Consider the following 14,075-nt stretch of genomic DNA (forward strand, 5'->3'; position numbering starts at 1 on the left):
ACCTGAAATAGTTGTTTCGTGTCTATATCTTCAGTGTTAGCGCATTCATTTCGACGCAACCCTTTCATCAATTCAAAAAACTCATGACGCAATTCCGATATTAAATCCTCCTCCATTCGGACTGTTTTGAATTCGCAGAATAAATATAACTATAAAGAAAATGCCAAACAAGAACACTAATCAAAGTGTTAAATATGAAGTTGGCTCGTTTCACGTTGTGTCCATGTAATGTGCGCAGTAATGTTTTATGAAGCATCCTCTAGAAGTAGTATTTCTTAAGAGCAAGGTAATTCATAGGATTCATAAAATTATTTCAATCTTTTGCTTAATTTTTCCAGTCGTTGACACAGTGAATGCAGACTAAGCAAAAAACATTTGATAAATAAAAAACACCTCTCGTGGACTAAACGTTAAATAAAGAAATAGATTCCTATACATAGTGTACATTGTACTTGCTTTTTCGCTATTGTAAAGTTACCTATATAACCTTTTTTCCTGTTTACTTGCTTTTTACAATTGAAGGATGAAAGTTTAATTAAAAATAACAGAATCTTTAGAAGAGACTTTAAAATTTGTAGAAAAAGATGATAAGTTATGTAATAATTAAACTATAAAACTAGTAAGAAAGGATGTGCAAAATGAGAAAAGAAGGGTTATTAATTAATGGAGAAAGACTTAAAAATACGATGGAACGTTTCGCTGATTTTGGGCGGACCGAAAACAATGGAGTAACTCGTTTAGCGTTATCTGAAGAGGATGGCTTGGCGCGGGACTTTTTTTGTTCTAGTTGTGAGGAGTTAGGGCTATCTGTAAAAATTGATGACTTGGGGAATACCTATGCAACGCTTGAAGGTGTCGAGAATAAACCACCGATCGTGATAGGATCACATTTGGACTCCGTAAAGAAAGGCGGTAGATTCGACGGAGTTCTAGGTGTACTAGCTGGATTGGAAGTAATTCGAACGCTTGTGGAGAACAAGATTAAACCGCAAATCCCAATCACAGTTGTAAACATTACAAATGAAGAAGGGGCAAGATTTGAGCCATCAATGATGTCATCGGGAATTCTTTCTGGAAAATTTGAAAAGGCTACCATGATGGAAAAGGTGGATGCAAACGGAATCACGTTTAGGGAAGCACTGCAGAAAATTGGATACGCAGGTGATTACGAGAACCGTCTTGAAGATGCTACCGCCTTTTTAGAGTTACATATTGAACAAGGTCCAATTCTTGAGAGAGAATCTATTTCTATTGGCGTTGTTGAGTGTGTACTTGGAATGGTTTGCTATGAAATAGAGGTAACTGGTGAATCTGATCATGCAGGAACAACTCCGATGGACATGAGAAAGGATGCTCTCTTTGGAACAAATAATTTAATCGCTGAGGCTCGCAAGAAATTGAGTGCTCTTGATAATAATTTAGTTTACACAATGGGTAGAATGAATGTTTACCCGAATGTACACACAGTTATCCCGAATAAAGTTGTCTTTTCACTGGAAGCAAGGCACCAGAATTCGGAAACGATTAGCCAAGTTGAGGACATTATCCAAGAACTTACACAGTTTTCTTCGAAAGAGGGCTGTGATGTTAAGGTTACAAAGTTATGGGGACGGGATACAGTTTGGTTCAATAAGGAAGTGTGTGATCTACTAGAGCAATCAACAAAGTCATTGGGATACTCCTATAAAAAAATGGTGAGTGGTGCTGGTCATGATGCACAGTTTTTAGCAAGCTATATCCCTTCTGCAATGATTTTTGTTCCAAGTATTAATGGGAAAAGCCATGCCGAAGAAGAACTGACTGAATGGGAAGATTGTGAAAAAGGGGTTAATGTTTTACTAGAAACTGCTTTAACGCTGTCAACTAGTGGGAAGCTCAGTTATTGATAGATTCATACAGAATATAAAAAGAACTATTCTAGGCCACATGTAAAAATGAGGAGGACGTCATTATGCATATGAACCGTTTTAAGGATAAAACGACTTCACTGAAGGACTTATCATTAAACTTCAATGAGATCGAGCCTGACTTATCGCCTAAGGAAGCAATGGATGAATCAAATCGATGTCTTTATTGTTACGATGCACCTTGTATTACTGCCTGTCCGACTGACATTAATATTCCATCCTTTATTAAAAAGATTGCATCTGGAAATATGAAAGGGTCAGCTAAAGTCATTATGGACGCTAATCCGGTAGGAGCAAGTTGCGCACGAGTATGTCCGACAGAAGACTTGTGTGAAGGTGCCTGTGTGTTAAACGATGCCTCTCTACCGATAATGATTGGGAATTTGCAGAGACATGCAACAAACTGGGCGATAAAAAATAATGAACAATTGTTTGAAGCTGGTGAAGATAACGGAAAAACAGTCGCAATTGTAGGTGGTGGTCCTGCTGGATTGTCTGCGGCTCGTGAACTTGCTCGTCTTGGATTTAACGTAACTATTTTTGAAGCGAAAGAAAAAGCCGGTGGTCTTGATACGTTCGGTATTGTTTCGTTCCGTTTGCCGCAAGAAGTGTCGTTATGGGAAGTGGAACAAGTTGAAAACCTGGGTGTAGAGATTCGTACGAATACCATGATTGGACGAGACATTTCTGTCAGTGACATTGAAAGCGCTTACGATGCAATTGTGCTGGCTGTTGGGTTATCAAAAGTGCCGATGCTTGGTATAGAAGGTGAGAATGCAAACGGCGTACACGATGCTATTAATTTTGTTGAAACGACAAAGACACCACCGTTACGTGAGGATTTTATTGGCAAAAAAGTTGCCATTATTGGTGCAGGAAATACAGCGATTGATGCCGCTACTTGTTCTGTTCGCCTAGGGGCAAGTGATGTGAAAATGTTGTACCGGCGAACGGAAGCTGAAATGACGGCATATGAGTTCGAATATGAATTTGCTAAGCAAGAGAATGTTGAATTTAGATGGTTAACACAACCGATGAAGATTTTGACAGATAGTGAGGGAAAAGTTAACGCGCTAGAGTGTATCCGCATGGAACTTGGAGAAGCGGACGTTTCTGGCCGTCGTCGTCCATCCCCGGTCAAAGATTCAGCGTTTACGATAGAGGTGGATGCGGTTATTAAGGCGATCGGACAATCGCGTTTTGTGGATTTAATTGAAGAATTTGATCTCAGTCATGACCGAGGTATTGTGACTATTGATTCTGATACACATCAAACCTCAAATCCAAAAGTATTCGCAGCAGGTGATGTGATTTTCGGTAATGGTCAAGGAGAGGCAATGGTCGTTGAAGCGGCAGAACAAGGAAAGTTAACCGCTTATTCGATCTATAAAGAATTGATTGGTGAGAACGCGACTGTAAATGCTTAACGAATCACAAACAAGTTACGGGAGGTATTTTTGTGGCAGATTTACGTATTAACTTTGCTGGAATAAAATCACCAAATCCATTTTGGTTAGCTTCTGCACCGCCAACAAATTCAGGGTATCAGGTGCAAAGAGCATTTGAAGCGGGATGGGGAGGGGCGGTTTGGAAAACACTTGGCGAACCGATATTAAATATATCCTCTCGCTTTGCAGGCACGCACTTCAATGGTCAGCGTATGGCAGGCTTCAATAACACCGAATTAATTACTGACCGTCCACTTGAAGTAAACTTAAAAGAAATTTACGAAACGAAAAAAAGATTTCCTAATCACACCATCATTGCCTCACTAATGGTAGAGCCTCAACAAGAAAAATGGCATGAGATTGTAAAAAGAGTAGAAGCGGTTGGGGTAGATGGATTTGAATTAAACTTCGGCTGCCCACACGGGATGGCAGAGCGTGGCATGGGAGCGGCTTCCGGACAAGTACCAGAACTCGTCGAAAAACAAACGATGTGGGCGAAGGAGGTAGCTGAAACACCTGTCATTGTGAAGTTAACACCGAACATTACCGACATTACCGCAACTGCATATGCGGCAGTTCAAGGCGGAGCGGACGCGATTAGTATGATTAATACAATTAATAGTCTTGCCGGCGTCGATCTTGATACCTGGAACACCATCCCACATGTAGCTGGAAAAGGAGCGCACGGTGGCTATTGCGGTCCTGCTGTAAAACCAATCGCCCTTAACATGGTTGCTGAATGTGCTCGTAACTCAACTATTAATGTTCCTATATCTGGAATTGGAGGGGTTTCAGACTGGAGAGATGCAGTGGAATTCATGTTAATGGGGGCAGGCGGTGTACAAGTTTGTACAGCAGCTATGCACCACGGCTTTAGCATAGTAGAAGATATGGTTGATGGTTTAAACAATTATCTGGACGATAAAGGCTTAGACTCTGTTGAAGACCTAGTTGGGAAGTCTGTTCCGAAGTATTCTGACTGGGGTGATCTTGATCTCAACTATAAAACTGTTGCCCGCATCAATACAGACACGTGTATTAATTGTAATAAATGTCATATTGCTTGTGAAGACACGGCACATCAATGTATTGATATGCTAACTGCTAAAGATGGTAGCAATTACTTAAAGGTTCACGAAGAAGACTGTGTTGGTTGTAACTTATGTTCGATTGTTTGTCCGGTGGATGGAGCGATTGACATGATTGAGATTCCAAGCGATGAGCCAATGACATGGAAAGAACGTGAGACTGCGATAAAGCAACCATCATGTGGAATTAGTTTGGTCAAATAACTGAAAGGGGATGAAAAGTATGAAAAAATTGATAAAAAATGGAATAATTGTAACCGCGACTGACGAATACGAGGCTGATGTGCTCATTGAAGATGGCAAGGTGACTTCAATTGGGGCCTATCTGACGGAAGATATAGATGAAGTGATCGATGCAAAAGGGGCATACCTTTTTCCAGGAGGCGTTGACCCGCATACCCATTTAGATATGCCATTTGGTGGAACTGTAACAGCTGATGATTTTGAAACAGGAACGATTGCTGCGGCCTATGGAGGTACAACAACGGTTATCGACTTTTGTTTGACGAATAAAGGAGAGCCGTTAAGAAATGCCGTTAGTCATTGGCATGAAAAATCAAAAGATAAAGCCGTCATTGATTATAGTTTCCATTTAATGATAGGAGAAGTAAATGACGCTGTATTAAGTGAACTCCCTTCTATTATTGAAGAAGAGGGCATTACATCGTTTAAAGTATTTATGGCTTATAAAAATGTCTTTCAAGTTGATGACAGCGTACTGTTTCGTACACTTTTAACTGCAAAAGAACATGGTGCACTAGTCATGGTTCATGCTGAAAATGGTGATGTCATTGATCACCTCGTAACAGAAGCATTAGACAAAGGTAACATAGATCCAATCCATCATGCACTGACAAGACCACCAGAATTAGAGGGGGAAGCAACAGGAAGAGCTGTCGAGCTAACTGGCCTTGCCGACTCCCAGCTATACGTTGTACATGTAACTTCCGCTGCTGCACTTGAAAAAATCACAGAAGCTCGTCGAAAAGGTTATAACGTATGGGGGGAGACATGCCCACAGTATTTAGTATTAGACCAATCGAATTTAGAAGAGCCTAACTTTGAGGGAGCTAAATATGTGTGTTCTCCTCCATTACGTGAGAAATGGAATCAAGATGTACTCTGGAATGCGTTGAAAAACGGCCAATTGCAAACATTAGGTTCTGATCAATGCTCCTTTAACTTTAAAGGCCAGAAAGACTTAGGGAAAGGTGACTTTACGAAAATACCTAACGGTTGTCCGATTATTGAAGATCGCTTTAGTCTCTTTTTCTCTGAAGGAGTTAAAAAAGGACGGATTTCAATCAATCAATTTGTTGATATGGTCTCGACGCAACCAGCGAAGCTCTTTGGGTTGTTTCCACAAAAAGGGACTATTGCAGTCGGCAGTGATGCGGATATCGTAATCTTTGACCCAAATCGGGAACGCACATTATCTGTTGACACGCATCATATGAACGTTGATTACAACCCATTTGAAGGAATGAAAGTCACCGGCGAACCAATTTCTGTGTTGTCCCGAGGAGAATTTGTAATCCGCGACAAACAATTTGTTGGTAGTCCAGGAGAAGGTAACTATTTAAAACGAAAACGGTTTAATAGTACTAAAAAAGTTACTGAAAAATCTTTAAGTTAAAGGGAGGAAATAAACTGTGGAAAGGCCAATGTCACACCACAAAGAATTTCTGGGTGAGAAAGAAAAAATCGATAATCTGTATAGCAAGGGGTATCGAATTACAGCAGTTAATGAGACGCTAAGTGGCGCATTTGTAGAGTTTTCCCGGATAACTGAGGAAAAGGAACTTGAAACAGAGGAACTCCAACTATTAAATCCAGACACCAGAATTTATTTCTCAACGCTTATTCACAAACAGCAAAAAGCGCAATAAGAATAGGATCAAATGTTGCTTTGAAATAAAGTTTAACCGTTTTAAAAAAGATCAACTGTTTATAAAAAGTTGCACCGGTTTACCCCTTTGGTATGCTTTAGTCCAAAGGGTGTTTTTATGGTAAAAATAAAACATAGCTTTATTCCATACGACGGGCCATTTTAAGGGAATTAGATATTATGTTAAAATATAAAGAGGATTAAAAATAATAATAAATAAGTAAAAAAATAACGAATAGAGAAAGGTGATTGAAAATGGATGTAAGATTTCCAATTGGAGAATTACAAGTTCCTAAGAAAGTAACATTAGAAAATATTCAAGAATGGCTAAAGGAAATCGAAACGTACACGATTAAATTAAGAGAAACTGTTGACTCATTAAGTGATGAGGAATTAAGCAGAACATATCGCGATGGTAGCTGGACGGTTCGTCAACTTGTTCATCACATTGCAGATTCTCAGTTGAACATGTATCAACGTTTGAAGCTTGCTTTAACAGATGAGATTCCAACAGTACCAGCTTTTGATCAAGAAAAGTGGGCTATTCAACCGGATACAAAGCTTCCTATAGAAAGTTCTATTAAAATGCTAGAAGGTATAAATGAGCGCATCGTATCTTTAGGATATAGTTTAACTGAAGAGCAATTAGATCGAGCTTTTACTCACCAGAATAACGGTAAAATAACAGTTGCCACAAAAGTTGCGAAATTAGCTTGGCACGAAGAGCACCACTTAGCCCATATAAAAATTGCATTATCAAAATAATACAATATGTATGGAATTGGCTTTTCGAACTTCGATAAGCCAATTTTTTTTAAATGGAATAATTACAGAAGTTTTATTCAACTAAAGTGTGATTGTAGAGCAACACAGATAGAAAATGATCAAATTTTTTTATAAAACCGAAACTTAAATTTGCTGGATAAGACCCCAGTTCGATAAAAAGATGAAAGGCTACAACAAGCTGGCTACAAAGTCGCTAAATCAGATTCTGCTCCGGGAAACAATGATCTGCAGATGAAGCTATTTTAAGAAGTGCCTGACACCGTATGTTGGTATTTTTCCTTTTGGTGCGTTAAAGTAGATAGTATTATTATGTAATAGGGTAAGGGAGAGAGATAATATGACACAAAATTTTGATACAAGAGCAGTCCACCTATCCAATAAAGAAAAGAAATCATTTACAAGCAAGGTAACTCCAATCTATCAGACCTCTGCCTTCAAGTTTACCGATCTTGATGATATAGAAGATTTTTTTAACGGGAAGAATGATTATTTGTACACCCGGGTTGGTAATCCAAATCCAGATGAATTGGGTGAAGCAATTGCACAGTTGGAAGGTGCCCCGCATGGTGTGGCGACTTCTTCAGGGTTGTCGGCGATTTTAGCAGGGATATTGAGTGTCGCTAAGCATGGTGACCATATTGTTGCATCTAAGGATATCTATGGGGGTACATATGAACTTTTAGCAAATGAATTGCCGGATTTTGGGATTGAGGTTACATTTGTTGATTTTACTAACCAGGAAGAAATCTCTAAAAATATTAAATCTACCACCACACTGATTTATTCGGAGTCTATAACGAACCCATTACTGCGTGTGGAAGATTTGTCTGCACTAGTTACTATTGCGAAGAACCACAATCTTTACACGATGATTGACAATACATTCGCAACCCCTTACTTCTGTACGCCATTTGAAGAGGGCGTTGACTTGGTTGTGCATAGTGCAACGAAATACATTGGCGGGCATAGTGATGTTACTGCAGGTGTGCTAGTCGGTAGAGAAGACCTGATTGCCAAAGCAAAATCAAAAGTAGTTAATTTAGGTAGTAATTTGAGCCCTTTTGAAGCATGGCTTGCTTGCCGTGGTTTAAAGACTTTAAGCGTAAGAATGGAGCGTCATGCCAAGAACGCTCAAGCTTTAGCCAATGCATTAAAAGAAAACAATGCCGTGCAAAAGGTTTATTATCCCGAGAATGTGTCATCAAAAGGAAACGGAGCGATCGTCACAATTGATATCACCGGGAGATGTAATGTAGCCGACTTTTTCAAATCGTTAGACTGGGTAAAAATAGTTCCTACGTTGGCAGGTGTGGAAACATCTGTTTCATATCCACTATCCACTTCGCATCGTGCTGTTCCTGAAGCTTCTAGGAAGGAGCTTGGCATTACAGAAGGACTAGTACGGATTTCGGTAGGAATAGAGGATGCAGCCGATATTATCGCCGCCTTTGAACATGCATTAAAGGAATCTGTTCTGTCTTAGCGATAGCTAATAATGCTGGAATTAAAATGGAGGCAAGCGCATGAAAGAAGTCGTCAAGGTTTTGGCCGAAATAGTAAACCGGATCCATGATGTTTTACTCGAAAGCTACATCAAAAGCGGATAAGTTGAATATATCTGCTATGAATAAAGAGGCTACACATAACTGGACAGTTAAGTGTAGCCTTCTTACCATTTTTATGATAGGTCTTACCACCGTAAGCAGAAATTGAATCACAAGATAATGAAAGCGCATACAATTACGCATGAAAAAGTAATTAAAACAGCATTCACAAACTCACTGCATCATCTTTTTCGTCTGTTTCACCATTGGTATCTATCTCCCAGTCCCGTCCAACTGTTATTCCTAAGTACTTTTCATCGTCTGGGTCTTCTATTTCCTTCTGATTATATTTCTTGAACCACCAATACTTAGCTAAAACATAATAAGCAATTGAACCTACAATAAATCCAATAATGAAGGAGTAATCCAAAAATAGACATGCTACTGCTCCGCCTATAATCCAGGATAAAAATCCAGCAATATTTATGCCTTTCCAATAAGAGTATTGACCATCGTTTTTGTATAAATCAGGGACATTCACTCTTCGCTTGCGCAAAATATAGTAATCTACAAACAAAACGCCGGTTATCGATGATAAAATTGCCCCGATGATTAATAAAGCGGTTAATATTACGTCCATAACATTCCACGGTTGGATGACAATTCCCACGATTCCTGCTATAAAGACAGCTACAGCATAGGAAACTTTAGGGCCTCCAGTGTTGGAATAAATAGCCGCGGCTGGAACAAGGTTGGCAGAAATATTGGTAGACCACTGCGTGAGAATGACCATTATCAATAAGACCCATAGCATCCATCCAGTCGTACTATCCTGCAAGGCTATTACGGGATTATTTGTAGAAGCAGCTGTAAATGATGCAGCCCCAATCATAATCATGAAACATCCCGTCAATGGGAGTGCGATAACACTTCCGATTAACGTACCTTTATTCCGCTTAAACCAATTTCTCTCAAATTTTGGTGCTTTAATGTGCCTTGAAATGGTTGGAATGTCAGCACCCAACGTAGCCCAAAATCCCATATTAGCGAAGACAACAACCATAAATGCTGTTATCGTTGCAACGCCAGAAACTGGGCTTTCAACCCATGTCCATACACTTTTTCCTTGCTCAAGTGCTTGAGTTGATAACGTACTGTACATCCAAATGGAAACAATAATAATGAATGGTACCGAAATTTCCGCAAAACGCTCAACCCATTTTATCCCGAGTGCAGTGTTTATTAATTGAAATAGAGCAAACACAAGAAAACAAATGAACCAGTTATCGTAATCATAGAGAATAGTTAAAATTACACTAATTGCAGTTGCGCCAAAGTAAGTATTTACCCCAAACCAAAATGATGCTGAGACAGCACGGATTATGGAAGGAAAATGGGTTCCAACTATCCCAAATGGTGCTCTCATGTAGACTGGAAATGATATTCCGTGTTCAATTCCGATATCGCCGATTAATGTAATAAATATACCGATAGCAAGCGATCCTATGAAGGTTGCCGTAACGACCCAACCTAAAGGAATGCTCTGAACTCCTGCAGCACCAATCGCGAATGTTGCTAACAGAACGCTCATTCCAATCCACATGAAGAAGAAGCCAGTCGTACTAATCGACTTTTCTTTGTGAGAAATTGGAAGTAAATCAGGTGACTTTAGGTAATTCCCCGAATTCCTTTTCATTAATAAACCCTCCTGTTAAGATAATTCACCTTTATTATTCTGCTAACGAAAAATTCAGTTGTAACAGTTCGTTTGCATTAACTGAAAAACAGGGGTTATGATTCTTTCTTATAGAGGATGTTCAAAAAGTCACCAAATGATAAATGGCGAATCTCTTCGTTACTCGGTTTTTCCGGTCCTCACGTATTAAGGGCATACGTTCCGGTCCTCAAAAGTCTCGTGCCTCGACCTTCTTATTTCTAATTCGGCGACTTTTTGAACACACACTAAAGCGAATTACTGAATGGCAAATTGTAGCTTCAAAACGTCCTCCTTCTTTTTTGTATTTTGAGTTTTTAGAATTAGCAGAATACATTTTAACTATAAAGTAAATAACGTTTAAGAACACTAAACACAATGTTAAATAGGATGGTAGCTTGTTTTACATAATGTATATTTTAAGCTGATTTCAATGATTATTTACGGGGGTATTTTTTACCAGATAGTAAGCTTTAATAGCAGTTTCAAGTGCCAAACGATTCATAGGATCCATAAAACCTTTCCCGATAAGTTGTTCAATTTTTCCGAGGCGGTGATAGAGTGTCTGTCGAACTATAAACAATTGTTCGGCGGCTTCCTTTTTAGAACCGCTACATTCCAAGTATATTTCAAGTGTTGTGAACAGATCACTTTTCGTTTCTTGGTCGTATTTTAATAATCCTCCCAAGTAGTCATTGATATAAGATTCAAGTTGTCCACTTTCGTGTAATAGTAAAAGAAGGCGAAATACACCGAGATTCTCGTAGAAAAATGTTTGTACCTTTTTTGACTCTTGCAAAATAAAAACATCTTTAGCTTCCTTATAACTTCTAGATACAAGCGTAATATCTTTGTAGGCTTTACTTACACCAAACGTGCATTTACTGCCATCCAAGATGTTAGGTTCCTTTATTTCACGTATTGTTTGTATTACCTGTGAAAGTTTTGTCTTATCTTTTATTAAATGATCATCTGTAGTATAGGAAGAAATAATTGCAATTTCACTTTTTCCAATGGATACAGCAGGAAAAAAACCATGTTGTTTAAACAGGGACTTGAACATCATCGATCGTTGTAATTTTATTTCTTCCCAGTCTTTTTCAACTAAGTTTATTTCAGGGTAATTTGTTTGAATGAGAATAACTCTATAATACAAATTCATTGTCAGGGATGGAATGACCGATTGCAGTTCGTTTAGGTCATAATTCTTGCCTTGTAATAAATTCCGAACTAGTTCATCTTCTTGGTTTTGTTTTCTTTCTTCAATCGTTCTGTTTCTCAACATGATTTGTGCGATGGCAAGTGCGGCACAGTCCATTACCGTAAAGAAAAACTCATCTAGTAAGCTATCTTTTACTTGTAGACATAAATATCCCCAGACTTGTCCTAGACCCTTTACTGGAAACAAAGCAAAGTTTTCTCCATTTAGTGAAAAAAAACGTTGTTGCATATTTTTTTCCTTGAACCCTTTGAAATAGGAACGTATTAGTTCATCCATGTCCTTAACTTCAGGAGGGTAATAATAAGATTTGGTATCAACCGTAATAAATAAGGTGCTTTTTTTAAAGTTAGCGTATAGTTCCTGAAGAATTTTTAATATACCGTTTGGTGAAAGGGAAAGCTCATTAAATTTTTTTGATAATAAATTTAATTGATTCAGTTCTAGATGATGTTGGTTAATTATTAATGAGTGAAGATCTTGCGTTATATCAACAAATTTCACTACTTCTTCAAATATAATGATTGGGAAATCATGTTTATCTGCAAGTTGTATTATTTCGGATGGCATTTTATTGACATGAGTGCCAATTTCAATACATATACCTACAGCACTTCTTTCTATTAATTTTTCAACATAGGTAAGTTTTGTTTGGGAATCAAGCTGTAGTCCTGCACCTGTTGTTAGAATTAATTCGCCCCCATTTATTAATGACTCGAATTTGTTGGTTTCCAGTATATGCGTCCATTTCACCAATTTTCCTAATCCATTGCTTCCAGCGATAACTTTAGCATGTTGAAACGTATCTCTTGTAAGTACATTTTTAATGGTTAATTGGGATCTACTAATCAAGCTACATTCCTCCAAAGCGTTAAGTCAAATTCAAAATGATTTAACCTTATGTAAAATGACAATGTTAGAAATTATTTGTAAAATAAATTATGAAGGATAGTTGAACTAGTGTCAACTACAGGTAATACAAAATCAGCAGGGAAATTCGTAAGATGACCCCTAATAAAAGTAAGCGTTTACAAAAAATGTTAGTGGACAATGCGTAAAGTCGAAGTTTGTCTAGAGAAGGGAGAAGGTAGTTATGGAAACTGTAGAAGACAAGAAAAAGAAGTTACTTGTTGAAAAGGATCGTCAAAATGTGTGGCATCATGTTTCACCGTATAATAAGGATAATCCTGCGATGGTTGTGACAGAAGCAAAAGGATCCTGGATAACTGATCATAATGGAAATAGGCTTCTTGATGGAATGTCTGGGCTTTGGTGTGTAAACGTCGGTTATGGAAGAGAAGAATTGGCGCTAGCTGCATATGAACAAATGAAACAGATGGCTTATGCACCTATGATTCAAAGTCATGCCCCGGCAATAGAGCTTGCTGAAAAGATAAATGAATTGTTGGATGACGATTATATGATCTTCTATTCTAATAGTGGTTCCGATGCAAATGAAGTGGCATTTAAGATTGCCCGCCAATACCATCAGCAAAACGGCGAATCGTTAAGATATAAGTTTATTTCACGTTACCGAGCATACCATGGAAGTTCGATGGGGGCGTTATCCGCAACTGGTCAAGCATTACGTAAATATAAATACGAACCACTTTCTTCTGGATTTCTGCATGTTGCACCACCTGATAATTACCGTCGCCCCGCTGGGCAATCTGTTAAAGAATATAATTTACGAAGAGCCGAGGAACTTGAGGAAAAAATTATATGGGAGCAGAAAGAGACCATTGCGGGGATTATCATGGAACCGCTAATTACTGGAGGAGGCGTGTTAATTCCGCATCCTGTATATGTAAAAAAAGTACAAGAGATCTGTAAACGACATGGTGTTTTATTAATTATTGATGAGGTCATTTGCGGGTTTGGCAGAACAGGTAAGATGTTTGGTCATATGCACTATGATAGTAGGCCAGATATTGTTACGATGGCTAAAGGACTTACAAGTGCCTATCTACCATTATCAATCACAGCTGTTCGTAAAGACATTTATGAAACGTTTAAGAATAGTGAGGAAAATAGTCACTTCCGTCATGTAAATACATTTGGAGGTAACCCAGCAGCCTGTGCAGTTGCCTTGAAAAATATCGAGATTATTGAGCAAGAAAACCTAGTGTCGAGAGCTGCAATTTTAGGGGACCGATTAGAAAAAGAGTTAGAAGAATTGAAAGACCACCCATACGTAGGGGATATTCGTAGCCAGGGATTTTTAATGGGTATCGAATTAGTAGAGGATAAAATAACGAAAGAACCTGCACTTGCTCAGCGGGTTAGTAAAATCATTGGGGAATGTAAAGTCAACGGTTTAATTATTGGAAAAAATGGGGATACGGTAGCGGGATATAATAACATTTTAACAATTTGCCCACCGCTTTCTAGTACAGACGAAGATTTGGATTTCATTATTACTGTAGTGAAAAAGGTCTTTAAACAAAATGAGTCCTAAGAAAATTAAAGTAAGAATAGCTC

The 14,075-nt window shown here is 38.4% G+C and carries 10 protein-coding genes; 8 read left to right on the plus strand and 2 right to left on the minus strand.

All coding sequences use genetic code 11. The annotated features are described in order from the left end of the window. Positions 1-638: 638 nt before the first annotated feature. From CFK40_RS05215 to CFK40_RS05245, 7 genes are all read left to right on the plus strand, one after another. On the plus strand, positions 639-1,886 hold the full coding sequence (locus CFK40_RS05215) for a Zn-dependent hydrolase (protein ID WP_089531212.1): 1,248 nt from the start codon (positions 639-641) through the stop codon (positions 1,884-1,886). A 71-nt stretch (positions 1,887-1,957) separates the two neighbouring features. After that, on the plus strand, positions 1,958-3,334 hold the full coding sequence (locus tag CFK40_RS05220; protein WP_089534295.1) for an NAD(P)-dependent oxidoreductase: 1,377 nt from the start codon (positions 1,958-1,960) through the stop codon (positions 3,332-3,334). A gap of 32 nt (positions 3,335-3,366) precedes the next feature. Further along, positions 3,367-4,647 carry an NAD-dependent dihydropyrimidine dehydrogenase subunit PreA gene (preA, locus tag CFK40_RS05225; RefSeq protein ID WP_089531214.1) on the plus strand — a complete coding sequence of 427 codons (1,281 nt, stop codon included), beginning with the start codon at positions 3,367-3,369 and terminating at the stop codon, positions 4,645-4,647. Positions 4,648-4,666: 19 nt separating this feature from the next. Continuing rightward, on the plus strand, positions 4,667-6,079 hold the full coding sequence (gene hydA, locus CFK40_RS05230; protein WP_089531216.1) for a dihydropyrimidinase: 1,413 nt from the start codon (positions 4,667-4,669) through the stop codon (positions 6,077-6,079). Positions 6,080-6,095: 16 nt separating this feature from the next. Continuing rightward, positions 6,096-6,332 carry a hypothetical protein gene (locus tag CFK40_RS05235; protein ID WP_227001871.1) on the plus strand — a complete coding sequence of 79 codons (237 nt, stop codon included), beginning with the start codon at positions 6,096-6,098 and terminating at the stop codon, positions 6,330-6,332. 254 nt (positions 6,333-6,586) lie between these two features. Continuing rightward, positions 6,587-7,096 (plus strand): YfiT family bacillithiol transferase, encoded by a 510-nt coding sequence (locus CFK40_RS05240; RefSeq protein ID WP_089531218.1) that lies wholly within the window; start codon positions 6,587-6,589, stop codon positions 7,094-7,096. Between the two features lie 358 nt (positions 7,097-7,454). Continuing rightward, positions 7,455-8,600 carry a trans-sulfuration enzyme family protein gene (locus CFK40_RS05245; RefSeq protein ID WP_089531219.1) on the plus strand — a complete coding sequence of 382 codons (1,146 nt, stop codon included), beginning with the start codon at positions 7,455-7,457 and terminating at the stop codon, positions 8,598-8,600. 287 nt (positions 8,601-8,887) lie between these two features. Here the strand turns inward: CFK40_RS05245 and CFK40_RS05250 are convergent, their stop codons facing one another. Together CFK40_RS05250 and CFK40_RS05255 are read right to left on the minus strand one after the other, a co-directional pair. Beyond that, positions 8,888-10,357, minus strand: coding sequence for an NCS1 family transporter (locus CFK40_RS05250; protein ID WP_089531221.1), 1,470 nt, complete (start codon positions 10,355-10,357; stop codon positions 8,888-8,890). Positions 10,358-10,805: 448 nt separating this feature from the next. Continuing rightward, positions 10,806-12,446 carry a PucR family transcriptional regulator gene (locus CFK40_RS05255; RefSeq protein WP_227001872.1) on the minus strand — a complete coding sequence of 547 codons (1,641 nt, stop codon included), beginning with the start codon at positions 12,444-12,446 and terminating at the stop codon, positions 10,806-10,808. Between the two features lie 241 nt (positions 12,447-12,687). Here CFK40_RS05255 and CFK40_RS05260 point away from each other — a divergent pair, with 241 nt between their 5' ends. Continuing rightward, the gene (locus CFK40_RS05260; RefSeq protein WP_089531223.1) at positions 12,688-14,052 is read left to right on the plus strand and encodes an aspartate aminotransferase family protein; all 1,365 of its coding nucleotides are present in this window, start codon (positions 12,688-12,690) and stop codon (positions 14,050-14,052) included. Positions 14,053-14,075: the final 23 nt, after the last annotated feature.

The sequence above is a fragment of the Virgibacillus necropolis genome (assembly GCF_002224365.1).
Lineage (GTDB): Bacteria > Bacillota > Bacilli > Bacillales > Amphibacillaceae > Virgibacillus_F > Virgibacillus_F necropolis.